At 71.6% G+C, this 21,712-nt stretch carries 24 protein-coding genes; 8 read left to right on the top strand and 16 right to left on the bottom strand.

What is annotated here, in order from left to right; all coding sequences use genetic code 11:
* Nucleotides 1-37: 37 nt before the first annotated feature.
* Complete coding sequence (locus DXZ73_RS24890; protein ID WP_240351479.1) at nt 38-628, bottom strand: hypothetical protein; 591 nt, start codon at nt 626-628, stop codon at nt 38-40.
* A 148-nt stretch (nt 629-776) separates the two neighbouring features.
* On the opposite strand from DXZ73_RS24890, the gene dtd reads away from it, so the two are divergent.
* On the top strand, nt 777-1,202 hold the full coding sequence (gene dtd / locus DXZ73_RS24895) for a D-aminoacyl-tRNA deacylase (RefSeq protein WP_116215831.1): 426 nt from the start codon (nt 777-779) through the stop codon (nt 1,200-1,202).
* 43 nt (nt 1,203-1,245) lie between these two features.
* On the opposite strand, the gene DXZ73_RS24900 is transcribed toward dtd, so the two are convergent.
* The 6 genes from DXZ73_RS24900 to DXZ73_RS24925 form a co-directional block, all read right to left on the bottom strand.
* On the bottom strand, nt 1,246-2,229 hold the full coding sequence (locus tag DXZ73_RS24900; protein ID WP_116213282.1) for a YgfZ/GcvT domain-containing protein: 984 nt from the start codon (nt 2,227-2,229) through the stop codon (nt 1,246-1,248).
* Between the two features lie 10 nt (nt 2,230-2,239).
* Nucleotides 2,240-2,677, bottom strand: a complete 438-nt coding sequence (locus DXZ73_RS24905) for a Fur family transcriptional regulator (protein ID WP_116213283.1) — start codon at nt 2,675-2,677, stop codon at nt 2,240-2,242.
* A gap of 19 nt (nt 2,678-2,696) precedes the next feature.
* On the bottom strand, nt 2,697-3,713 hold the full coding sequence (locus DXZ73_RS24910; protein ID WP_116213284.1) for an ABC transporter substrate-binding protein: 1,017 nt from the start codon (nt 3,711-3,713) through the stop codon (nt 2,697-2,699).
* A gap of 12 nt (nt 3,714-3,725) precedes the next feature.
* Nucleotides 3,726-4,499: an ABC transporter ATP-binding protein gene (locus DXZ73_RS24915; protein WP_116213285.1), complete on the bottom strand. Its 774-nt coding sequence runs from the start codon at nt 4,497-4,499 to the stop codon at nt 3,726-3,728.
* Between the two features lie 2 nt (nt 4,500-4,501).
* A complete protein-coding gene (locus DXZ73_RS24920; RefSeq protein WP_116213286.1) occupies nt 4,502-5,593 on the bottom strand; it encodes a FecCD family ABC transporter permease in 1,092 nt (363 codons plus the stop codon).
* A 240-nt stretch (nt 5,594-5,833) separates the two neighbouring features.
* Nucleotides 5,834-6,421 carry an FABP family protein gene (locus DXZ73_RS24925; RefSeq protein WP_116213287.1) on the bottom strand — a complete coding sequence of 196 codons (588 nt, stop codon included), beginning with the start codon at nt 6,419-6,421 and terminating at the stop codon, nt 5,834-5,836.
* A 262-nt stretch (nt 6,422-6,683) separates the two neighbouring features.
* On the opposite strand from DXZ73_RS24925, the gene DXZ73_RS24930 reads away from it, so the two are divergent.
* A complete protein-coding gene (locus tag DXZ73_RS24930) occupies nt 6,684-7,052 on the top strand; it encodes a DsrE family protein (protein WP_116213288.1) in 369 nt (122 codons plus the stop codon).
* Nucleotides 7,053-7,096: 44 nt separating this feature from the next.
* Here the strand turns inward: DXZ73_RS24930 and DXZ73_RS24935 are convergent, their stop codons facing one another.
* The 7 genes from DXZ73_RS24935 to DXZ73_RS24960 all read right to left on the bottom strand — a co-directional run bounded on the left by DXZ73_RS24935 (nt 7,097) and on the right by DXZ73_RS24960 (nt 11,361).
* Nucleotides 7,097-7,354: a DUF3099 domain-containing protein gene (locus DXZ73_RS24935; protein WP_116215832.1), complete on the bottom strand. Its 258-nt coding sequence runs from the start codon at nt 7,352-7,354 to the stop codon at nt 7,097-7,099.
* A 100-nt stretch (nt 7,355-7,454) separates the two neighbouring features.
* Nucleotides 7,455-7,745 (bottom strand): DUF1416 domain-containing protein, encoded by a 291-nt coding sequence (locus DXZ73_RS24940; RefSeq protein ID WP_116213289.1) that lies wholly within the window; start codon nt 7,743-7,745, stop codon nt 7,455-7,457.
* Nucleotides 7,746-7,780: 35 nt separating this feature from the next.
* Complete coding sequence (locus DXZ73_RS24945) at nt 7,781-8,617, bottom strand: sulfurtransferase (protein ID WP_116213290.1); 837 nt, start codon at nt 8,615-8,617, stop codon at nt 7,781-7,783.
* A 167-nt stretch (nt 8,618-8,784) separates the two neighbouring features.
* Nucleotides 8,785-8,865: a putative leader peptide gene (locus tag DXZ73_RS40645; protein ID WP_359364022.1), complete on the bottom strand. Its 81-nt coding sequence runs from the start codon at nt 8,863-8,865 to the stop codon at nt 8,785-8,787.
* 178 nt (nt 8,866-9,043) lie between these two features.
* Entirely contained in the window at nt 9,044-9,751 is a 708-nt protein-coding gene (locus tag DXZ73_RS24950) for an LmeA family phospholipid-binding protein (RefSeq protein WP_116213291.1), read from the bottom strand.
* Between the two features lie 112 nt (nt 9,752-9,863).
* Entirely contained in the window at nt 9,864-11,075 is a 1,212-nt protein-coding gene (locus DXZ73_RS24955; RefSeq protein ID WP_116213292.1) for a hypothetical protein, read from the bottom strand.
* Nucleotides 11,076-11,085: 10 nt separating this feature from the next.
* Nucleotides 11,086-11,361, bottom strand: a complete 276-nt coding sequence (locus tag DXZ73_RS24960) for a MoaD/ThiS family protein (RefSeq protein ID WP_116215833.1) — start codon at nt 11,359-11,361, stop codon at nt 11,086-11,088.
* Between the two features lie 173 nt (nt 11,362-11,534).
* Between DXZ73_RS24960 and DXZ73_RS24965 the strand changes: the two genes are divergently transcribed.
* The 6 genes from DXZ73_RS24965 to DXZ73_RS24990 all read left to right on the top strand — a co-directional run bounded on the left by DXZ73_RS24965 (nt 11,535) and on the right by DXZ73_RS24990 (nt 19,195).
* Nucleotides 11,535-13,268, top strand: coding sequence for an ABC transporter ATP-binding protein (locus tag DXZ73_RS24965; protein ID WP_116213293.1), 1,734 nt, complete (start codon nt 11,535-11,537; stop codon nt 13,266-13,268).
* 110 nt (nt 13,269-13,378) lie between these two features.
* Complete coding sequence (locus tag DXZ73_RS24970; RefSeq protein ID WP_116215834.1) at nt 13,379-15,274, top strand: ABC transporter ATP-binding protein; 1,896 nt, start codon at nt 13,379-13,381, stop codon at nt 15,272-15,274.
* A gap of 445 nt (nt 15,275-15,719) precedes the next feature.
* A complete protein-coding gene (locus DXZ73_RS24975) occupies nt 15,720-16,508 on the top strand; it encodes a response regulator transcription factor (RefSeq protein ID WP_116213294.1) in 789 nt (262 codons plus the stop codon).
* Nucleotides 16,509-16,532: 24 nt separating this feature from the next.
* Complete coding sequence (locus tag DXZ73_RS24980; protein WP_116215835.1) at nt 16,533-17,558, top strand: LacI family DNA-binding transcriptional regulator; 1,026 nt, start codon at nt 16,533-16,535, stop codon at nt 17,556-17,558.
* A 99-nt stretch (nt 17,559-17,657) separates the two neighbouring features.
* On the top strand, nt 17,658-18,215 hold the full coding sequence (locus tag DXZ73_RS24985) for an RNA polymerase sigma factor (RefSeq protein ID WP_116213295.1): 558 nt from the start codon (nt 17,658-17,660) through the stop codon (nt 18,213-18,215).
* Complete coding sequence (locus DXZ73_RS24990) at nt 18,212-19,195, top strand: hypothetical protein (protein ID WP_116213296.1); 984 nt, start codon at nt 18,212-18,214, stop codon at nt 19,193-19,195. The genes DXZ73_RS24985 and DXZ73_RS24990 overlap by 4 nt, the downstream gene beginning before the upstream one ends.
* 255 nt (nt 19,196-19,450) lie before the next feature.
* Here the strand turns inward: DXZ73_RS24990 and DXZ73_RS24995 are convergent, their stop codons facing one another.
* Complete coding sequence (locus tag DXZ73_RS24995; protein ID WP_240351781.1) at nt 19,451-20,590, bottom strand: serine hydrolase domain-containing protein; 1,140 nt, start codon at nt 20,588-20,590, stop codon at nt 19,451-19,453.
* Between the two features lie 163 nt (nt 20,591-20,753).
* Complete coding sequence (locus tag DXZ73_RS25000) at nt 20,754-21,650, bottom strand: alpha/beta hydrolase (protein WP_116215837.1); 897 nt, start codon at nt 21,648-21,650, stop codon at nt 20,754-20,756.
* Nucleotides 21,651-21,712: the final 62 nt, after the last annotated feature.

Here is a 21,712-nt window from a genome sequence, read left to right on the forward strand (position 1 = left end):
CCTTCCGGGGGAGGTGGTGCGGACCGCCCCCGGTGGGTCACGAGAGGAGGTCGTCTACTTGCGCTTCCCCTTCACGGTACCTGCGGGCGATCTCGGCACTGCAATCGTCGGCCGTGCGCTGCAGGCCCTGGCGGCGCACCGAAACCTGGCGTTCGTACGCCTCCAGGCGGCGCATGCCGCTCAGCAGCTCGGGGTCGGTGCGGGCGCCCAGGTCCGAGAGCTCCACCTCGGCGAGCATGTCCTCGACCAGCCGCCGGGACTCCTCGCTGTGCGGGGTCCCCAGCGTCACGTGGCGGGCGGAGGAGCGCTGGGTGGAGGGTCCGTCCGCGAGGATCTCCGACAGGCGCTCCACGACGAGCCGGGCCATGACCGGGGCGCCCGGGGCGGAGCGCCGCGCCAGCTCGGCGCGCAGGATGTCGATGCGGCCCTGGAGCAGGCGCCGCACGTAGCTGAGATCCGCCTCGTCCCGCTGTGCGTCCCTGCGCAGCACGCGCAGCTCCGCCAGGCTCAGGTCCCCCAGCTCCCGCGCGGGGACGTCCGCCAGCCGTCCGGTGCGCTGGCTCGGCGGCCTGGGGTGCAGGCTGTCCGCTGTCTTGAGCATGGGACCGTCCTCAATGGGTGTGGTCATGCGCTTCCGTTCCCCTCGGGCGGCGTGCGTCCGGGTCACGTTGCCCGTACGAGGCACCGCCTGCACGCATCGTGCCACTGTGTGATGCCCGGGCGCAGGGTCTCTCCACCCGAACGGCCCTGGATGGACGCAGGGCATCATGGTCCGTATGCGTGCAGTGGTGCAGAGAGTGGACGGGGCGAGCGTCGTCGTGGGCGGCGAGACCGTCGGCGAGATCATCGGACAGGGCCTGTGCGTGCTCGTCGGAGTGACGCACGAGGACACGGTGGAGAAGGCCGGGCAACTCGCCCGCAAGCTGTGGTCGCTGCGGATCCTGGAGGACGAGAAGTCTTGTTCGGACGTGGGGGCGCCGTTGCTGGTGATCTCCCAGTTCACTCTCTACGGTGACGCGCGGAAGGGGCGGCGGCCCACGTGGAACGCGGCGGCGCCTGGCGGCTTGGCCGAGCCGATCGTGGATGCGGTCGTCTCGCAGCTCCGCGCGCTGGGGGCGCACGTGGAGACGGGCCGCTTCGGGGCGGACATGAAGGTGTCCCTGACGAACAACGGCCCGTTCACGGTGCTGGTGGAGGTGTAGGGCCGGGGGCTTCGCCCCCGGACCCCGTCCCGCAGCCGAAGCGCTACGGCGCCACCACGACCTCCTGCGACGCCGCCGTCGCCTCGCCCACGAGCAGCGGCGCGTCGGTCGCGACGTTCCGCTTCACCAGGGCCAGCGCGATCGGGCCGAGCTCGTGGTGGCGGGCCGCCGTGGTGATGAAGCCCAGCGCGCGGCCCTCCGGGCCGTCCGACGCGAGGCGGACCGGGGTGCCGTGGCCCGGGAGGGAGACCTCGCTGCCGTCGAGGTGCAGGAAGACCAGGCGGCGCGGCGGTTTCCCCAGGTTGTGGACGCGGGCGACGGTCTCCTGGCCGCGGTAGCAGCCCTTCTGGAGGTGGACGGCCGTGCCGATCCAGCCCAGCTCGTGGGGGATGGTGCGGTGGTCGGTCTCCCGGCCCACGCGGGGGCGGTGTCCCTCGACGCGCAGCGCCTCGTAGGCGAGCACGCCCACCGCCGGGCCGTGCGCGGCGGCGAATTCCGCCAGGCGTGCGCGCGGGAGGAACAGATCGCGCCCGTGCGCCGTCTCGCGCACCGTCACACCCTCGGGGACCTCGGTGATCGAGCCCGCGGGGAGGTGGACCACGGCGAATTCGTCCGTGCGGTCGGCGACCTCGACGCGGTAGAAGAACTTCATGCTCTCCAGGTAGGCGATCAGGCCGTCCTGGGTGCCGGGCTCGACGTGGGCCCAGGTCGTCTCCCCGTCGTCCACGAGGTAGAGCGCGTGCTCGATGTGGCCGTTGGCGGAGAGGACCAGCGCCTCCGTGGCCTGCCCGGCCGGGAGCTCGCTCACGTGCTGGGTGATGAGCAGGTGCAGCCAGCTCAGCCGGTCGGCCCCGGTGACGGTGACGACGCCGCGGTGCGAGAGGTCGACGAGACCGGCCCCCCCGGCGAGCGTGCGCTGCTCGCGGAAGAGGTCGCCGTAGTGCGCGGCGACACCCTCGTCGGGGGCCTCGGCGGCGACGGCGCCGGGCAGCGAGAGCAGCGGGCTGGCTTTCGAATGACGCAGCATGCGCACAAGCCTACGACCCGGCGGCGGTCGCCTTCGAGGAGCAGTCGGCGCACCGGCCGAAGATCGCGAAGTGCTTCATGTCGGTGTCGAAGCCGAAGGACTCGCGCAGCCGCGCGGTGAACGGCTCGGCCACCGACAGGTCGGCCTCGATCACGGTCGTGCAGTCGCGGCAGACGAGGTGTATGTGGTGGTGCCGGTCGGCGAGGTGGTAGGTGGGGGCGCCGTGCCCGAGGTGGGCGTGGCTGACCAGGCCCAGCTCCTCCAGCAGCTCCAGGGTCCGGTAGACCGTGGAGATGTTGACCCCGCCCGCCGTGCGCCGGACCTCGGTGAGGATGTCGTCCGGGGTCGCGTGCTCCAGCCGGTCGACCGCCTCCAGGACGAGCTGGCGCTGCGGCGTCAGCCTGTAGCCGCGCTTACGGAGGTTGCTCTGCCAGTCGGTGTCCACCACGCCACCAGTCTAGGCAGCGTCAGGCGCCGCGGACCCCCTTGAGGAAGCCGGCGAGCGCCGCGATGGCCGCGGGGTTGCGGGGGCTCTCGACGAGGTCGACGTAGTCGAGGACGAAGATGCGGTCGTTCTTGACGGCGGAGACGTTCGCGAGCGGGCCGTAGGACTTCAGGAACTTCTTCTTCTGCTCCGCGGACACGTCCCCGTAGTTGTTGATCACGATGACGTCGGGGTCGCGGTCGACGACGGTCTCCCAGCTGACGCTCGTCCAGGAGTCCTTGAGGTCCTTCATCACGTGGTCGCCGCCGGCCTTGGTGATGATGTCGTGCGGCCCCGCGTAGGCGCCCGCGGTGGTGGGCTTGTCCTGGCCGCTGTCGTAGAGGAAGACCTTGGGCTTCGGGCCGTCCGCCGGGACCCGCGCCTGCGCGTCGGCGACCTGCTTCTTGAAGCGGTCGGTCAGCGCGCGCGCCCGGTCCTCCACGTCGAAGACCTTGCCGAGCGTCTCCAGGTCGGCGTAGAGCGCCTCCAGCGGCGGCATCACACCGCGCGAGGTGCCCGTGCCGTTGTGGCAGGACTCGGTCAGGACGTACGAGCCGATGCCCAGCTTCTTCAGGGCGGCGGGCGTGAAGCCGTTGCCCTCGCCGAAGCCGTAGTTCCAGCCCGCGAAGACCAGGTCGGCCCTGGCGTCGAGGACGATCTCCTTGGTGATCTCCTTCTTGGACAGCCACTTCACCTTCTTGTAGCCGTCCGCCCACGGCACCGACTCGCGGTCGCCCTTGTAGTCGGGCGCCACGTAACCGGCCATGTGGTCCTCAAGGCCGAGCGCGAACATGATCTCCGCTATGCCGACGTCATTGGTGACCACCCGCTGCGGGGCCTTGTCGTACGTCGTCCTCACCCCGCAGTTCTCCACGGTCACGGGGTAGTGGCCGGAGGCCTTGCCCTTGGGGTCCTCGGCCGGGGAATCCGACACGCTCGCCCCGCAGCCCGCGAGGGACAGGGCGGCGAGCAGGGCGACGGCGGTGCGGAGAGCGCGCATGAGGTGCGGTCCTTACGGGGTCGGGAGGCGGTCGAAGAGCAGGCGGGTGGCACCGGACTCGGGGTGCGGCACCCGGTGGGCCCGTACGCCGAAGACCTCGGCCAGCAGGCCGGCGGTCAGGACCGCGTCCGGCGGGCCGGACGCGACGATGCGGCCGCCCGCGATGACGTACAGCGCGTCGCAGTGCGTGGCGGCGAGGTTCAGGTCGTGCAGCGCGGCCAGGACGGTCAGCCCCGCGCCGCGCACGAGCGAGAGGACCTCCAGCTGCTGGGCGATGTCCAGGTGGTTGGTGGGCTCGTCCAGGACCAGCACCTTCGGCTGCTGGGCCAGGGCGCGGGCGATCAGCACGCGCTGCTTCTCGCCGCCCGACAGGGTCGGGAAGGCCCGGTCGGCGAGGTGGGCCGCGCCGACCTGCTCCAGGGCGGCCGCGCACACCTCGCCGTCCCGCGCGCTCGCCCGCGCGGCGGCGCCCTGGTGCGGCAGCCGGCCCATCGCGACGATCTCGGCGACGGTGAAGTCGAACTCGCTCGCCGACTCCTGCGGCAGCGCCGCCAGCCGCCGGGCGCCCTCGCGGGCGGTCAGCCCGTGCAGGTCGTCGCCGTCCAGCCGTACGGTGCCCGCGGCCGGGCGCAGCGCGCGGTAGACGCAGCGCAGCAGGGTGGACTTGCCGCTGCCGTTGGGGCCGACCAGGCCCACGAAGTGGCCGGACTCCGCCCGCAGCGCGATGTCCTCCACCAGGCGCGCGCCCGCGACCTCGACCGACAGGCCCTCGATGTCGACCCGCATCCTTATGACCCTCCGAAGCTGTAGCCGCGGCGGCGCATGAGCAGCACGAAGCAGGGCACGCCGATGATCGCGGTGATGACGCCGACCGGCAGCTCGACGGGTGCCAGCAGCAGCCGGGAGACGATGTCGACCCACACCAGCAGCACCGCGCCGAGCAGCGGGGCCACGGCCAGCACCCGGCGATGGTCGGCGCCGACGAGCATGCGGGTGATGTGCGGGACCATCAGGCCGACGAAGCCGATCGCGCCGCTGACGGCGACGACGGCACCGGTGACGGCGGCCGCGACGACGAACAGCCTGCGGCGCAGCCGGCCGGGGTCCACGCCGAGCGCGGCGGCCGTCTCGTCGCCCATGGCCAGGGCGTTGAGGCCGCGCGCCGACCACAGCAGATACCCGAGCCCGGTGAGGACGGCGGCGGCCGCGATGGGCACGGACGCCCAGGTGGCGCCGCCGAGGCTGCCGAGCAGCCACATCATGGCCGAGCGGGCGGCCTCGCCGCGGTCGGCGCTGAAGACCATCAGGGTGGTCACGGCCGAGAAGCCGTAGTACATCGCGGAGCCCGTCAGCACCAGCCGCAGCGGCGTCAGCCCCTGCGGGGTGCGCGCGGCGAGATAGACGAGCAGCATCGCGGCGAGGGCCGAGGCGAAGGCGGCGCTGGAGAGCGCCCAGACGCCGAGCGAGCCCAGCGCCCCGAAGAGCAGCACGGCGTTGGCGCCGACGGCCGCGCCCGAGGAGATGCCGAGGACGAAGGGGTCGGCGAGCGCGTTGCGGACCATGGCCTGCACGGCCACACCGATGGCGGAGAGCCCCGCGCCGACGACGGCGGCCAGCAGGGCGCGCGGGAAGCGCAGCTCCCACACGATGGTGTAGGCGGAGACCTCGTCCGGTGCGATGGTCCCGCCGGTCAGCCCGGCCCGCAGGAAGCGGAGCGTCTCGCCCCAGGTCACCCCGGCCGAGCCGAGGCCGACCGCGCACACGAGGGAGACGAGCAGGGCCGCGCCCAGCCCGCCCAGCAGCGGTGGCAGCGGCAGCCGCCGGGGTGGCGGCGGCCCGCCCGGCGCACGGGGGACGGGGGCCTTGAGGGGGGTCGCCACGAGCGGTACGCCTTCGCCTCGGGCCGCGTCGTACGTACCAAGGAGCGGCCCGGGGGCGACAAGGGTGCGGCCCGGGTGTCCCCTCGCAGTCCACGGCGAGTTGTCAGGAGCTGACGCCACCGCGGGTGATCGGGCTCGCGGAAGGCCCCGAGGGGACCTTCCGCCTACCGTTGCGGGTCAGCGCCGGACTTCGACCGGACTTCCCCCGCGGGGCGCGTTCTGCGTTGTCGTGCGTCGTGCTCAGCCGGTGTAGGGCGTGCCGTCCTGGTTGAAGAAGGCGACGCCGTCCGGCATGTCGTCGGGCAGGCTCGCGGCCCACTCCTGGAGGTCGGCGATCTTCTTCAGGTGCGCCGACATGTAGGGGCGCAGCGGCACCTCGGGGGTGGCCTTCTCGCCGACCCACATCAGGTCGCCCTTGACGTAGCCGTAGAGGCGCTTGCCGCCCGTGTACGGACCGGAGGCCGCGGTGCGGGCGACGGCGTCCGTCGCCAGGTCGATCTGCGGCTTCTTGTCGGCCAGCTCGCCGTACCAGACCTCGGCGACGCCCTGGTCGCGGATCATGACGATCTCGACCTTGCGGTCCTTGCCGATCCGCCAGAAGCCGCTCTCGGTCTCCAGCGGGCGGACCATCTTGCCCTCGGCGTCCAGCACCCAGCTGTGCGACGTGTACTCCAGGAAGTCACGGCCGTCGTGCGTGAAGGTGACTTCCTGCCCGAAGTTGCACTTCTCGGAGCCGGGGAAGTCGGCGACGCCGGCCCCCTCCCACTTGCCGAGGAGGAAGACGAGGGGCACGAGGTCCGGGTGGAGGTCGGACGGAATCTCGATCATGGGCTCAGACGATCTGTAGGAGACGGTGAGGGAGAACGGTCAGCTGCCTTGGGTCAGCGCTGGCCCTGGTACAGCTTCTTCCAGGTCAGCCCGGCGAAGGCGAGCACGCCGACGGCGACCAGCACGAGCAGGGTGGTGAAGACTGCCTCAAGCACGAGCGTGCTCCTCGGTCGGAGAGAGGGGGTACGGACCGCTGCCGAGTCTAGTCGGACGCGTCGGCAGGGGCTCTGTGAGGTCGGTGGGGCGGGCCTACAGTGATCGCATGGCGAACAAGAAGCTTGTCCTCAAGGTCACGGCGGGCGCGGACGCGCCCGAGAGGTGCTCGCAGGCGTTCACGGTGGCTGCCGTCGCCGTGGCGAGCGGGGTCGAGGTGTCGCTGTGGCTGACCGGCGAGGCGTCGTGGTTCGCGCTGCCGGGGCGGGCGGCGGAGTTCTCCCTGCCGCATGCGGCGCCGCTGGCGGATCTGATCGAGGGCATCCGGGTCGGCGGGGGCATGATCACGGTGTGTACGCAGTGCGCTGCGCGGCGCGACATCGAGGAGAAGGACCTGATCGAGGGCGCGCGCATCGCCGGGGCGCAGGTGTTTGTGGCGGAGGCGATGGGGGACGGCGTGCAGGCGCTGGTGTACTGACCGTTTGCACGGGGCCCGCCGCACCCATGGGGACGAGCCGGCGCTCAGCGCCGCCTTTTGCCGTCCAGTTCGTCCCACCACTCGTCCGACTTCGGGTCGCCCGACGGGTCGTCCCACCAGCGGTCGTCCGGGCCGTGGCGGTTCGCGACGATCGCCGCGACGGGGGGAATCACCATCGCGACGAGGCACATCGCCACCGCCGCCGGGACGGAGAACAGGCGCACCACCGCCCACGCCAGGACGAACAGCCCGATGCAGGTGCCCATCATGGCGAAGTACCAGTGGCGGCGCCGCGCGTACACGCTTCCACCGTACGACCGGACCGTGCGCGGCGCGAAGGGCCGCACCCCCATCATGGCGTCCAACCCCGGGGTGCGGCCCTCCGGCCGTTCGTGAGTGCCGTCAGACGGCGATGGCGACCTCCGCGAGGGTGCCCTTCTCGGCGACGACGACCGTGCGGTCGGCGGTCGCCCCGGACACCAGCGCGCGCAGCGTCCAGGTGCCCTCGGCGGCGTAGAACCGGAACTGGCCGGTCGCGGACGTCGGCACCTCGGCGGTGAATTCGCCGGTGCTGTCCAGGAGCCGGACGTAGCCGGTGACGGGCTCGCCGTCGCGGGTCACGGAGCCCTGGATGGTCGTCTCACCGGGCTTGGCGGTCGACGCGTCGGGGCCGCCGGCCTTTGCTCCACACATAAGCGTTCCTTGAGGGATGAGGGGAGGGGGAGGGGTCAGTTGGCGCCGAGCTCGATCGGCACGCCGACGAGGGAGCCGTACTCGGTCCAGGAGCCGTCGTAGTTGCGGACGTTCGCCTGGCCGAGCAGCTCGTGGAGGACGAACCAGGTGTGGGCGGAGCGCTCGCCGATGCGGCAGTAGGCGATGGTGTCCTTGGTCAGGTCCACGCCCGCGGTCTCGTAGATCGCCTTCAGCTCGGCGTCCGACTTGAAGGTGCCGTCGTCGTTGGCCGACTTCGACCACGGGATGTTGCGCGCGGTCGGGATGTGGCCGGGGCGCTGCGACTGCTCCTGCGGGAGGTGCGCCGGGGCGAGCAGCTTGCCGCTGAACTCGTCGGGGGAGCGGACGTCGACGAGGTTGAGCGTGCCGATGGCCGCCACCGCGTCGTCGCGGAACGCGCGGATCGAGGTGTCCTGGGGCTGCGCGCGGTACTCGGTGCGCTCCCGCTTCGGCACCTCGGCCGCCAGGTCGCGGGAGTCGAGCTCCCACTTCTTGCGGCCGCCGTCGAGGAGCTTCACGTCCTGGTGGCCGTAGAGCTTGAAGTACCAATAGGCGTACGCCGCGAACCAGTTGTTGTTGCCGCCGTAGAGGACGACGGTGTCGTCGTTGGCGATGCCCTTCTCCGACAGCAGCTTCTCGAAGCCGGCCTGGTCGACGAAGTCACGGCGCACCGGGTCCTGGAGGTCGGTCCTCCAGTCGATCCGGACGGCGTTCTTGATGTGGTTCTTGTCGTAGGCCGAGGTGTCCTCGTCGACCTCGACGATGACGGTCTTCGGGTCGTCGATCCGGGCCTGTACCCAGTCGGCGTCCACCAGGACGTCATTGCGGCTCATGCTGTTCTCCTCCGGGGCAGTTGCGGGGTGTGCGCGGTGGGCTCCGGATCGAAGGGGGAGCGTGCGGTGCCGCGCAGCGGTTGGTGCGGTGGCCTCGACGGGCCGAGGGGGAACGAGCGCGGGGCGGGCGACCGGCGGTTGAGTCCGCCAAGGGGTGCGCGCCCCCGTCAGGCATGACGACAGAGCATGGCGGCGACGCGGCACAGGTCGACTGCCCGCCGCTTCGTGAGGTCCGCCTGTCGCTTCATGCGTCCGATCGTAGGGACGGACAGGCGGGTGTGTCACCGGTGTGTTGAATAGTGAGACGGAATATTCCGGAATGTGGGATACGAGGCGTCGGGCGGCCCCGGGGAGAGGCCGTTTCCGGGGGTCCGCCCGCCAGGGGTCTGGCGTGCGGACGGCGATGTCTCGCCGGTTGGTACGGCCTCAGCCCGCCAGATTGACGTGCGAGCCCGTCAGCGTGATGTCGACGCCGTCCTGCGTGGTGACGACCTTGTCCACCTTGATGCCCCGCGGCAGGCCGCTGATCTTCCGGTCGAAGTCGATCTTCTGCCGGACCAATTTCTCCAGGCCCGGGAAGCCCTCGGCCGGGATCTCGTCCGCCCGCACGCTGATCGTGTCGCCGCCCACGACCGTCACCGTGGAGTTGACGCTGCGCTCGATGCTCTGGCCCATCGCCGAGATCTTGCCGGTGACCTTGACCTGGCTCTTGCCCGCCGCGTTCGTGCCGCCGTAACCGACCGTCACGGCCGGGTCGTTCGCGGCCTTGGTGAGGTCGGCGTACGAGATGTGGGCGGTGCCCGTCGCGCGGTCGGCGACGGCGGAGGTGAAGCTGCTGTTGATCCGGACGTCCTGCAGCTTGGCGTTGAAGCCCGTGATCTGGATCGACCGGTCGCCCGCCCCGGCGGTCACGCCGTCGAGCTTCACCTCGACCTCGTCGAGGCTGGAGTTGGCGACCTGGGTCAGGAAGGGGAAGCCCTTGATCGACACGTCGGGGGTGCCCGACAGGCTCTGCGAGCTGCGTATCTTCTCGGCGGCCTGGCTCTCGGCGAAGTACACCGCGACGCGGTCCGCGCCGACGAAGAGGGCCCCCAGCACCACGGCGATGATCAGGGTTATCCGTATAGCGCGCATCGGTATCTCTCGCTCCCCCGGGTCACGGTCAGGCCCCCTGCCTGTGCAGGGAGCCTAACCGGACCGTACGGAAAACCGACAAAACCGGTGATCAGGCGTACCAGGGGGACGATCAGCCGAGGGCCCTGCCCAGCACATAGACGGCCGGGGCGGCCGCCATCAGCGGGAGCGCGACGCCCGCCGTCATGTGCACGAAGCGCGACGGGTAGTCGTAGCTCGCCGCGCGCAGGCCGGCCAGCGCGCAGCCGCCCGCCGCCAGGGCGAGCAGCGCCGCGGACGTCCCGAAGCCGGTCAGCGAGCCGGTCGCGACGCCCGAGCCCGCGGCCGCGATCAGGGCGACGACGGGGGAGGCGATCTTCGGCAGCGGCAGCGCGCGGGCCAGGGCCGTCACCGCGACACCGACCGCGCCGATCACGACGGCGTCGGAGGACGTGGCGGCCAGGTGCCCGGCCGCGACGACCGTGAGGGCGGCCGACGCGCCGGCGACCATCAGCCCGTACAGCCGCTCGTCGGGCGCCGCGTGGCTGCGCAGCTGGAGCACCAGCGTCAGCAGGACCCACACGCCGAGCGTGCCCATGAGGACGGTCGGCGCCTGGTCGGCGTCCGTGGCCAGCAGCCCGATGTCGGCGGCGACGCCGCCGAGGAACGCCAGGGCGATGCCCTGCCGGGCCGGCCACATGCCGTTCAGCCGGAACCAGCCCGCCGCCGTCACCGCCTGGAGCAGCGCCACCGGGACGACCAGCGCGAACTGCCCCAGCGGCGCGGCCGCCGCCAGCAGCACCGCGAGCACGGTGGTCAGCACGGCGGGCCGGAAGCCCGGCGCGAGGATCTGCGGGCGGCCCTCCGCCTTGGCCTTCTCGGCGGCGGTCATCGGCCGCTCCGGCGCGGCGGGCGCGGGCGGCTCCTCCACCGGCCCGGGCGGCTGCGCCTGCGGAGCGTGCCCGAAGCCGTGCGCCTGCGGGGCCGGCTCCGGCTCGCCGGGCCACGGCGAGCCGTAGGAGTGGTCCCCGGCGGGCGCGGGCGCGACCGGCTGCTGCCACGTCTGCGTGTCCCAGGTCGGGGTCTGCCAGGTCTGCGTCACGGGCTCCTGCTGCGCGTAGCCCTGCTGGCCGCCCTGCGTCGTCGGCCACGCCGCGGGGCTCTGCGGCTGCTGGGGCTGCTGGGGCTGCTGTTGCGCGTACGGGTCGTACGGCTGGTAGGCGTCGTAGCCGGGCTGCGCCGGAGGCTGTACGCCCTGCTGGTCGTAGGAACCGTACGGATCATGAGGTTCGTACGGTTCGTACGGCTCTCGCGGCCCGTATCCGTTGTGCGGCTGATTGGTCATCGTGCCGGGGTCACCCTCCTGCGAAGGGCGGGAGCACCTCGACGGTGCCGCCCTCGGCCAGTTGCACCGTCGTGTGGTCGCGTGTGCCGACCGGGTCGCCGTCCACGAGGAACGAGCAGCGCAGCAGCACCCGGGCGAATTCGGGGCGCGCGGCATGCCGCCGCCGGGCCGCGTCGAGCGCGTCCGCCAGCGTCACCGCAGCGTACGGCTCCTCGGCCGTGCCCGCCGCGGCCTTGGCCGCGGCCCAGTACCGGATCACGCCCGCCGGTCCCGGCTGCCTCGGCAGCCCGGCCGGCGCGGCCGCGCCACCGGCCTCCACCGGCCGTGCCGGTTGTGTCGTCGCCACGGCGACCCCTTTCCTTCTTGTGCGCCTCCCATGATGACGGGTGTATGCGGAGTCACGGCGCCCGCCCGCAATTCGGGAGCCCACGCGGGGGAGCCCTCACATAGGCTGCGTGTGTGTTGGTACGACTTACGCGGGCGTATCTGAGGCCCTACTCCAAATCCATTGCGCTGATCGTGCTCTTGCAGCTCGTACAGACGCTCGCCACGCTCTACCTACCCACCCTCAACGCGGACATCATCGACGGCGGCGTCGTCAAGGGTGATACGGGATACATTCTCCGCTACGGGGGCTGGATGCTCGGGGTGACGCTCGTCCAAGTCGTGTGCGCCGTCGGCGCCGTGTACTACGGCGCGCGCACGTCCATGGCGCTCGGGCGCGACCTGCGCGCCGCCGTCTTCGACCGGGTGCAGTCCTTCTCCTCGCGCGAGATGGGCCAGTTCGGCGCGCCGTCGCTGATCACCCGGACCACCAACGACGTCCAACAGGTCCAGATGCTGGTCCTGATGGCGTTCACGCTGATGGTGTCCGCCCCGATCATGTGCGTCGGCGGCATCGTGATGGCCCTCAACCAGGACGTGCCGCTGTCCGCGCTGCTCCTGGTGATCGTGCCGATCCTCGGCATCATCGTGTCGCTGATCATCTGGCGGATGCGGCCGGTCTTCCGGGGCGTCCAGGAGCGCATCGACACCGTCAACCGCGTGCTGCGCGAGCAGATCACCGGCATCCGCGTGATCCGGGCCTTCGTCCGCGACACCCATGAGCGGGGGCGCTTCCGCAGCGCCAACACCGAGCTGATGGACGTCTCGCTCAAGGCCGGCCGGCTGATGTCCCTGATGTTCCCGTCGGTGATGCTCGTCGTGAACCTCTCGTCGATCGCCGTCCTGTGGTTCGGCGGCCACCGCATCGACGGCGGCCACATGGAGATCGGCGCGCTGACGGCCTTCCTCAGCTACCTCATGCAGATCCTGATGGCCGTCATGATGGCCACCTTCATGTTCATGATGGTGCCGCGCGCCGAGGTCTGCGCCGAGCGCGTCCAGGAGGTCCTCGGCACCGACTCCAGCGTCGTGCCCCCGGCCGCGCCGGTCACGCAGCTGCGCCGCTCGGGCCATCTGGAGCTCACGGGCGTGGAGTTCCGCTACCCCGGCGCCGAGGAGCCCGTCCTCAAGGACGTCTCGCTCGTCGCGCGCCCCGGCGAGATCACCGCCGTCATCGGCTCCACCGGAAGCGGCAAGTCGACCCTGCTGGGCCTCGTGCCCCGGCTCTTCGACGCCACCGGTGGAACGGTGCTGGTCGACGGCGTGGACGTGCGCGAACTCGACCCCGTCCTGATGTCCGAGACCGTCGGACTCGTCCCCCAGAAGCCCTATCTCTTCTCCGGGACCGTCGCCTCCAACCTCCGCTACGGCAAGCCCGACGCGAGTGACGAGGAGCTGTGGCGGGCGCTGGAGACAGCGCAGGCCCGCGACTTCGTCGAGAGCATGGAACTCGGCCTCGAGGCGCCGATCTCCCAGGGCGGCACCAACGTCTCCGGCGGCCAGAGACAGCGCCTGGCCATCGCCCGGGCCCTGGTCCGCCGCCCCGAGATCTACCTCTTCGACGACTCCTTCTCCGCGCTCGACTACGCCACCGACGCGCGGCTGCGCGCCGCCCTGGCCGACGAGACCGGGGACGCGACGGTCGTCATCGTCGCCCAGCGGGTGTCCACCATCCGCGACGCCGACCGCATCGTCGTCCTCGACGAGGGCCGGGTCGTCGGCACCGGCACCCACCCCGAACTGATGGCGACGAACGAGACCTACCGGGAGATCGTGCTCTCCCAGCTCACCGAGGAGGAGGCCGCGTGACGTCCCCGGAAAAGCCCGCACAGCCGGGCGGGAAGGGCGGTCAGTCCGGCGAGGCGTCGGACGGGACGCTGCGCAGAGGCCCCGCACCCGCGGCCGGTATAGGCCGCCTCATGGGCGGTCAGCCCACCGAGAAGTCCATGGACTTCGCCGGCTCCGCCAAGCGGATGCTGGGCATACTCCGCCCCGAGCGGGCCCTGATAACCGTGGCCCTGCTCCTCACCGTGGCCAGCGTGGCCCTGTCGGTGCTCGGCCCCAAGATCCTCGGCCGGGCCACCGACCTGATCTTCGCCGGTGTCGTCGGCCGGGGCTTCCCCGACGGCGTGACCAAGGCGCAGGCCATCGACGCCATGCGGAAGCACGGCGACGGCAAGGCCGCCGACCTGCTCGACTCCGTCCACTTCACCCCCGGCCACGGCATCGACTTCGACGCGGTCGGCGGCGTCCTGTTCTGGGTGCTGCTGATCTACGTCGGCGCGTCCGTCTTCCAGCTGTTCCAGGCCCGCATCGCCACGACCGTCGTCCAGCGCGCCTCCTTCCGGCTGCGCCAGGACGTCGAGGACAAGCTGGGCCGGCTGCCGCTGAGCTACTTCGACAAGCAGCAGCGCGGCGAGGTCCTCTCCCGTGCCACCAACGACATCGACAACATCCAGCAGGCCCTCCAGCAGACCCTGAGCCAGATAGTCACCTCCCTCCTCACCATCGTCGGCGTGCTCGCGATGATGTTCTGGATCTCCTGGCTGCTGGCCCTGATCGCGCTGGTGACCGTCCCGGTGTCGGTCGTCATCGCCGCGCGCATCGGCAAGCGGGCACAGCCGCAGTTCGTCGCGCAGTGGAAGACCACGGGCAAGCTCAACGCCCACATCGAGGAGATGTACACCGGCCACTCCCTGGTCAAGGTCTTCGGCCGGCAGAAGGAGTCCGCCGAGACCTTCCGCAAGGAGAACGAGGACCTCTACGCCGCCGGCTTCAAGGCGCAGTTCATCTCCGGGATCATCCAGCCCGCGATGATGTTCATCGGCAACCTCAACTACGTCCTCGTCGCCGTCGTCGGCGGGCTGCGCGTCGCCTCCGGCTCGCTGTCCATCGGTGACGTCCAGGCGTTCGTGCAGTACTCGCGGCAGTTCAGCCAGCCGCTCACCCAGGTCGCCTCCATGGCCAACCTCGTCCAGTCCGGCGTCGCCTCCGCGGAGCGCGTCTTCGAGCTGCTCGACGCGGAGGAGCAGTCGGCCGACGCCGCCGCCCCGGCGGAGCCGGTGCACGTGCGCGGAGAGGTCGCCTTCGAGGAGGTCTCCTTCCGCTACGAGGCCGACAAGCCGCTCATCGACGGGCTCACCCTCACCGTGAGCCCCGGCCAGACCGTCGCCATCGTCGGCCCCACCGGCGCGGGCAAGACCACCCTGGTGAACCTCCTGATGCGGTTCTACGAGGTGAACGACGGCCGCATCACCCTCGACGGCGCCGACATCGCGCAGCTGTCCCGCGAGGAGCTGCGCTCCCACATCGGCATGGTCCTCCAGGACACCTGGCTCTTCGGCGGCACCATCGCCGAGAACATCGCCTACGGCTCCGAGGGCGCCTCCATGGACAAGATCGTCGAGGCCGCGAAGGCGACCCACGTCGACCGCTTCGTCCGCACCCTCCCCGACGGCTACGACACCGTCATCGACGACGAGGGCTCCAACGTCAGCGTCGGCGAGAAGCAGCTGATCACCATCGCCCGCGCGTTCCTGGCCGAGCCGGAGATCCTCGTGCTCGACGAGGCGACCAGCTCCGTCGACACCCGCACGGAGGTGCTGATCCAGCACGCGATGGCCCAGCTGCGCACGGGCCGTACGAGCTTCGTCATCGCCCACCGCCTGTCCACGATCCGCGACGCGGACGTGATCCTGGTGATGGAATCCGGCCGGATCGTGGAGCAGGGCACGCACGATTCACTGCTGGCGGCGGAGGGGGCGTACGCGCGCCTGTACGCGTCCCAGTTCGCGGCGCCGGTCGCGGGAGCCTGAGTTCTTGACGCCGGACGGGCTGGAAAACCAGCCCGTCCGGCGTTTGAGGCCCCCCGAATGCCTCCGTGCGCCCCCTCATGCCTCCACTCGGTAACGTCAAGCCCAACAGCCGATGACCACCCGAAGTGATCGACGAAACACAAGCTCGTGCAAAATCGCCCCGGCCGGGGAAAGCCCCGTGGGCTATCCTGCTGGGCAGAGAGGATCCGGGCAGAGCAGCCCCCGGGTCCTTTTGTGCATTCAGACGCGCGCCCGCGCGAATGAGCGCATGCGTGCTCCAGGGCGCGCAGCCCAAAACCGTACGAAGCAGGGCCGCACACTCCCCCAGTGCCTCAGCCTGGGTGGTACCCCCTTCGCAGGGACCGAGGAGGACCGACGTCATGGGCGAGCGAAGCGCGTCGCAGATGTGCCGGAAACGCACGACGACCTTGGCAGGGGGCGGCCGATGAGCTCCCTGCTGCTCCTGACCAACGCACTCCAGCCGTCGACGGAGGTCCTGCCCGCGCTGGGCCTGCTGCTGCACAGCGTGCGGGTGGCCCCCGCCGAGGGGCCGGCGCTGGTGGACACCCCCGGGGCCGACGTCATACTGATCGACGGCCGCCGCGACCTCCCGCACGTACGCAGCCTCTGCCAGCTGCTCCGCTCCACCGGCCCCGGCTGCCCGCTGATCCTGGTGGTCACCGAGGGCGGGCTGGCCGCCGTCACCGCGGACTGGGGCGTCGACGACGTCCTGCTGGACACCGCGGGCCCGGCGGAGGTCGAGGCGCGGCTGCGGCTCGCGATGGGCCGCCAGCAGATCTCGATGGACGACAGCCCGATGGAGATCCGCACGGGCGACCTCTCCGTGGACGAGGCGACGTACAGCGCCAAGCTCAAGGGGCGGGTGCTGGATCTGACCTTCAAGGAGTTCGAGCTGCTGAAGTACCTCGCGCAGCATCCCGGCCGGGTCTTCACCCGGGCGCAGCTGTTGCAGGAGGTGTGGGGTTACGACTACTTCGGCGGCACCCGGACCGTGGACGTCCATGTGCGGCGGCTGCGGGCCAAGCTCGGTCCCGAGCACGAGTCCCTGATCGGCACTGTCCGGAATGTCGGCTATCGATTTGTGATCCCCGAGAAGCCCGAGAAGGCCGCCGAGCGCTCCGAGGACCGCAAGCCCGAGGAGCCTTCCCCGAAGACCCGGACGGGGGAGCCCGTGGCCCCGGAAACCAATGGCGCTCGACCGGCCAAACGCTAGGTGGACCCGCGTAGACTGCCGCGCGTGGCCAAGGTGACGCGGGACGATGTGGCGAGACTGGCGGGGACGTCGACCGCGGTGGTCAGCTATGTCATCAACAACGGTCCGAGGCCGGTGGCCCCGGCCACGCGCGAGCGTGTCCTGGCCGCGATCAAGGAGCTGGGTTACCGCCCCGACCGGGTCGCGCAGGCGATGGCCTCCCGACGGACGGACCTCATAGGCCTGATCGTCCCGGACGCGCGGCAGCCGTTCTTCGCCGAGATGGCACACGCCGTCGAACAGGCGGCGGCCGAGCGCGGGAAGATGGTCCTCGTCGGGAACTCCGACTATCTCGACGAGCGCGAAGTGCACTATCTGCGCGCGTTCCTGGGCATGCGGGTCTCCGGCCTGATCCTGATCAGCCAGGGCCCCAGCGAGCACGCCGCCACGGAGATCGACGCCTGGGACGCCCGCGTGGTGCTGATGCACCGGCGCCCCGACGCGATCGACGACGTCGCCGTGGTCACCGACGACGTGGGCGGCGCCCAGCTCGCCACCCGCCACCTGCTGGAGCACGGCCACCCGTACGTCGCCTGCCTCGGCGGCACGGAGGAGACCCCGACCGTCGGCGACCCCGTCACCGACCACGTCGAGGGCTGGCGCCGGGCCATGCGCGAGGCCGGGAAGTCCCTGGAGGGCCGGCTCTTCCAGGCCCCCTACAACCGCTATGACGCCTACCAGGTCGCCCTCAAGCTGCTCTCCGGCCCCGACCGGCCGCCCGCGCTCCTGTGCGCCACCGACGACCAGGCCATCGGCGTCCTGCGCGCCGCGCGCGAGCTGCGCATCGACGTGCCGCGCGACCTGGCCGTGGCCGGTTTCGACGACGTCAAGGAAGCGGCCCTGACGGACCCGCCGCTGACCACGGTCGCCTCCGACCGCATCGCGATGGCCCGCTCCGCGGTGGATCTCGTCCTCGACGACGGCCTCCGCGTGGCGGGCTCCCGCCGGGAGCGTCTGAAGCAGTTCCCCTCGGCCCTGGTGATCCGCCGCTCCTGCGGCTGCGGCGGCTGACCTCTCTCCACCTGCTTCCTGCGCGCGAACGCTCTTGCGGGGCGGACACAAGTAGGGGGTGGGGGCCGCGGGAGGCGCGGCCCGTGGAAGGGGAGGTCCGTGGCGACGGACGAGGAACTGCTGGCGCGCTCGGGAACCGACGCGTCGGCCTTCGAACCGCTCGTGGAGCGCCATTCGAGGGCGCTCCACGGCTACTTCGCACGCCGGGCGCCCGGCGCGGCGGACGATCTGCTGGCCGAGGCGTGGCTGCGGGCCTACGCGGGGCGCGGCACCTACGACGCGGCCCGCGGGCCGGTCCGGGCATGGCTCTTCGGCGTGGCCCGCAACGTGCTGGCCGCGCACTGGCGCGGGCAGGAACGGCCCGCGGCGGCTGTGCTCGCCGGTGAGGCGAGCAGCGACCCGTGGCACGCCGTCGACCGGAGGCTGGACGCGGCGGCGGTCGCGCCGCTGATGCGCCGGACCCTGGCCGAGCTGCCGTCCGTGGAGCGGGAGTTGCTGCTCCTGATCGCGTGGGAGCAGCTCAGCCCCACCGAGGCCGCGGCCGTCGTCGGCGTCCCCGCGGGCACGGCCAGATCCCGGCTGCACCGGGCGCGCACCCGGCTGCGCGCGGCGCTCGGCCCCTCCGCCCCGCTTTCCCTGACAGGAGACCTCGTATGACCGGGCAGCAGGACATGAACGACAGGAACCTCCTCGACTTCCCCGGTGCCCGGCGGCTGAAGGCCGCGGGCAAGGTCGCGCCGCCCTCGGCGGACGCCGTCGCCGCGGCGCTGGCCGCGGTGCGGTCGGCGGCCGGCGCCGCGGAGGGGAACGGGCCGGCCGTCGAGTACGAGCTCGAGCGGGAGCCGGTGGCCGCGGTCGTCCCGTTGCGGTCGTGGCGGCGGCGCCTTCCCGTGCTCGCCTCGGCGGCGGCGGTCGTGGCGGTCGTGGCGGGCGTCGCGTTCGGGCCCTGGTCGGACTCCGGTGAGGCGCGGGGCTCCTCCCCGGCTGCGCAGGGGTCGGCGGCGCAGGAGCGGACGGGGACGGCGCCGTACTGGAAGGTGCAGACCCGCCAGTGGAGCCGGACCAGTGAATCCCGGCAGAAGGACGAGTCGTACGAGACCGTCTGGCGGAGCAGGAGCGACACACGCGGGCAGTCCGGTGACGGTCCGGTCCAGTACTACACCCAGGACGTGGCAGGGGTGCCCTACACCATCTGCAACAACCGGATCTATTGGGACCAGCTCGACAAGCTGCCCACCGACCCGGCGGAGCTGCGGGCCCGCCTCGTCGGGAAGGAGACCGGTGAGGAGGCCGACGAAGGGCTCTTCCTGGGCATCGAGGAGCTGCTCGCCGGTTCCCCGGCCGAACCGCGCCTGCGGGCCGCGCTGTTCGAGGTCCTCACCCGGATTCCCGGGGCGCGGGTGACGGAGCACGTCAAGGACAGCACCGGGCGCGCCGGCACGGCCGTCGACCTGGACGCCGGTACCTGGCGCGAGCGTCTGATCATCGACACCGGGACGTTCCACGCGCTGGAGCTCGTGAACACGGCGCGGAACGACGGCTTGAAGTGGGGCAAGCAGGAGCTCCGGGCCGGGGATCTGCTCATGCGGACCACGTATCTGTCCGTCGGGCCTGCGTGGGAGGCGCCGCGGCCGTAGCGGTTGAGGTTTATTGCCGGGTGCGCTTTCCGCTGGGTGCGGGTCCATTGCCGGGTGCGGCTTGTCGGCGCCTGCGGCGGAGCGCCCTGCGGGCGCGTCCTCAAACGCCGGACGGGCTGAAATCAGCCCGTCCGGCGTTTGAGGACAGCGCGCGGAGCGTGCTTCGGGGTCTGGGGCACGCGCCCCAGTTCGGGAAGGGGCGGGGTGGGGAACAAGCCCGCCGCAGGCGCCACGGTGCGTCACCTGGAGGCGTCCCTACCCGCACATCGCCTGCCGATACAGCGTCGACAGCGCGTCGTCGATGGGGTGAGGCTGCGGCTTCCCCGAGGAGTCCACCTTGTTCCACCTCACGAGGTTCGCCGCGACGGACATCTGCCGCTTGCCGTCGGCGCGGGTCAGGGACCTCGTTGCGGCCCCCCAGACCGTGCCGTCGTGGCCCCAGAAGGTGCCGCAACCCGGGATGTCGACCTTGTGCAGACCGAGCCCGTACTCGATCGTCGATCCGTCCAGGGCGACGACCGGGAGCGTGCGCTGCATCTGCGCCAGCGACGACCGGTTGACGATCCTGCCGTCGAGCAGCCTGCCGTAGAAGCGGTTGAGATCGTCCATGGTCGACACGAGAGCGGCCCCCGTCCCCGACCAGGACATGTTGTAGACGCTGTAGTCGCGCGGCGGGTCGAGCAAGCCGTTCAGAGCCTCGTACATCCGCGAGTGCGGTCCCTCGATGCGCGGCCCGGACGGAAACCCGGTGTGCCGGAGCCCGGCACGTTCGATGACGTTCCGGGTGATGTACTCCTCGGCCGTGGTGCCGGTCACCTGCTCCAGGAGTTGGCCCAGGAGCAGGTAATTGGTGTTGGAGTACACCCCCGGAGTGGCTCCGGGCTCGCCTGCCGGCGGCGCGTTGACCCCCATCTCGATCAGCTCGGCCGGGCGGAACTGCCTGAACCGGTTGTCGTCCAGGCTCTTGGGCGAGGCGTCCGGCCGAGAAGGGAACCCTTGGAGGGACGGGAACGCGTAGGGGACGTAATCGGGGATCCCGCTGGTGTGGTTGAGCAGCATCCGCACCGTGATCTTCCTGCCGCGCTCTCCCGGCACCAGCCGCGGCAGATAGCCGCCGATCGGTGCGTCGAGCCGGATCCGGCCCTGCTCGACCTGCTGCATGACCGCGGCGGCGGTGAAGGTCTTGGTGACGCTGCCGACGCGCTGCCGCATGCCGGGCGTGACGGGACGGCCGGTCCTGACATCGGCGACCCCGGAAGCGCCGCGCCATGTCCGGCCGGCATCGCGCACTTCGGCGTACACCCCCGGTATCCCCGCGCGGTGGACACCGTCCACGGCGGACTTCAGCTCCGCGGGACCGAAGCCGGTCGACGGGCTCGCGCTGCCGGCCGGCACGGCCCTTGCCCCGTCGGGCGCGGGGACTGCCGCCACCGTGCCCGCACACACACTCAGCGCGGCCACGCTTCCGCATAACACCAGTCGGATCTTCAAGACATCCGTCCTTTCATGATCAATGGGTGCGACGGGGGCTCTCCCCGTGCCTTTCGACACGCACGGCTCACTCGGCCAGAGCGCGGCGCAGGGCGGCGCCGAGTTCGGCGTTCTGCCGCTGCGAGACCTCGGCGGACAGGATCGCCTGCGACCCGTGGAAGGTGCCGGGCCACTGGTGCAGCTCGACCGACACGCCCGCCTGCAGCAGGCGCAGCGCGTAGGCAAGGTCCTCGTCGCGGTTCGGACAGAGCTCCGCGGTGCCGATGTAGGCCGGTGGCAGGCCGGACAGATCGGCGGCCCGCGCGGGGGCGGCGTACGGTGTGGCGGGCCGGGGGCCCAGGTAGTGCCGCCACGCCGTGGTGGCCTTGTCGCGGTCGAACCAGGGCGTGTCGGTGAAGTTCCGCGCCGACCACGTCTCCTGCCGGTCGTCGAGGGCCGGCTGGTTGAGCAGTTGGAAGCGGATCGCCGGCCCCTGCTCGTCACGCGCCCGCAACGCCACCGCGGCCGCGAGCCCGCCGCCGGAACTGTGGCCTCCGACCGCGATCCGCGCCGGGTCGACGCCGAGTTCGGCCGCGTGCTCGGCCGTCCAGGTCAGTACGGCGCAGGCGTCGTCCAGGGCGGCCGGGAACCGGTGCTCAGGGGCCAGCCGGTAGCCCACCGAGATCACCACCGCGCCGGAGCCCGCTGCGATCAGGGTGGCCCACGGGTGCTCGGTGTCCCGGTCACCCATGACGAATCCGCCGCCGTGCAGCCAGACGATGGCACCCTGCGCCCGGCGCGGGCGGTGGATCCGCACCGCCACGTCCGGGTCGGCGGGCACCGTGCGGTCCTCGACCTCCATGTCCGCGGTGTCCGGTGCCGGCACCGCGGCGGCCAACTCGGCGAATTTCCTGCGCGCGGCGACCAGGTCGGTCAGGTCGGTCCGGGGGAACAACGGTATGAACGCTTCGAGTTCGGGGTCCATGACGACCATCCTCACGGCCGTCCCCCCGAGGGGTCACCCGCCAACCGTCGCGCATCCCACCC

The organism is Streptoverticillium olivoreticuli subsp. olivoreticuli, from assembly GCF_003391135.1.
Lineage (GTDB): Bacteria > Actinomycetota > Actinomycetes > Streptomycetales > Streptomycetaceae > Streptomyces > Streptomyces blastmyceticus.

Coding starts and splice junctions, on each gene's coding strand:
- DXZ73_RS24925 (WP_116213287.1), bottom strand. CDS start 6,421: ATGATCGAGATTCCGTCCGACCTCCACCCGGACCTCGTGCCCCTCGTC.
- DXZ73_RS24940 (WP_116213289.1), bottom strand. CDS start 7,745: ATGTGTGGAGCAAAGGCCGGCGGCCCCGACGCGTCGACCGCCAAGCCC.
- DXZ73_RS24900 (WP_116213282.1), bottom strand. CDS start 2,229: ATGCTGCGTCATTCGAAAGCCAGCCCGCTGCTCTCGCTGCCCGGCGCC.
- DXZ73_RS24955 (WP_116213292.1), bottom strand. CDS start 11,075: ATGACCAATCAGCCGCACAACGGATACGGGCCGCGAGAGCCGTACGAA.
- DXZ73_RS24975 (WP_116213294.1), top strand. CDS start 15,720: ATGAGCTCCCTGCTGCTCCTGACCAACGCACTCCAGCCGTCGACGGAG.
- DXZ73_RS24915 (WP_116213285.1), bottom strand. CDS start 4,499: ATGCGGGTCGACATCGAGGGCCTGTCGGTCGAGGTCGCGGGCGCGCGC.
- DXZ73_RS24950 (WP_116213291.1), bottom strand. CDS start 9,751: ATGCGCGCTATACGGATAACCCTGATCATCGCCGTGGTGCTGGGGGCC.
- DXZ73_RS25000 (WP_116215837.1), bottom strand. CDS start 21,650: ATGGACCCCGAACTCGAAGCGTTCATACCGTTGTTCCCCCGGACCGAC.
- dtd (WP_116215831.1), top strand. CDS start 777: ATGCGTGCAGTGGTGCAGAGAGTGGACGGGGCGAGCGTCGTCGTGGGC.
- DXZ73_RS24930 (WP_116213288.1), top strand. CDS start 6,684: ATGGCGAACAAGAAGCTTGTCCTCAAGGTCACGGCGGGCGCGGACGCG.
- DXZ73_RS40645 (WP_359364022.1), bottom strand. CDS start 8,865: ATGAAGCGACAGGCGGACCTCACGAAGCGGCGGGCAGTCGACCTGTGC.
- DXZ73_RS24910 (WP_116213284.1), bottom strand. CDS start 3,713: ATGCGCGCTCTCCGCACCGCCGTCGCCCTGCTCGCCGCCCTGTCCCTC.
- DXZ73_RS24970 (WP_116215834.1), top strand. CDS start 13,379: ATGGGCGGTCAGCCCACCGAGAAGTCCATGGACTTCGCCGGCTCCGCC.
- DXZ73_RS24890 (WP_240351479.1), bottom strand. CDS start 628: ATGACCACACCCATTGAGGACGGTCCCATGCTCAAGACAGCGGACAGC.
- DXZ73_RS24990 (WP_116213296.1), top strand. CDS start 18,212: ATGACCGGGCAGCAGGACATGAACGACAGGAACCTCCTCGACTTCCCC.
- DXZ73_RS24945 (WP_116213290.1), bottom strand. CDS start 8,617: ATGAGCCGCAATGACGTCCTGGTGGACGCCGACTGGGTACAGGCCCGG.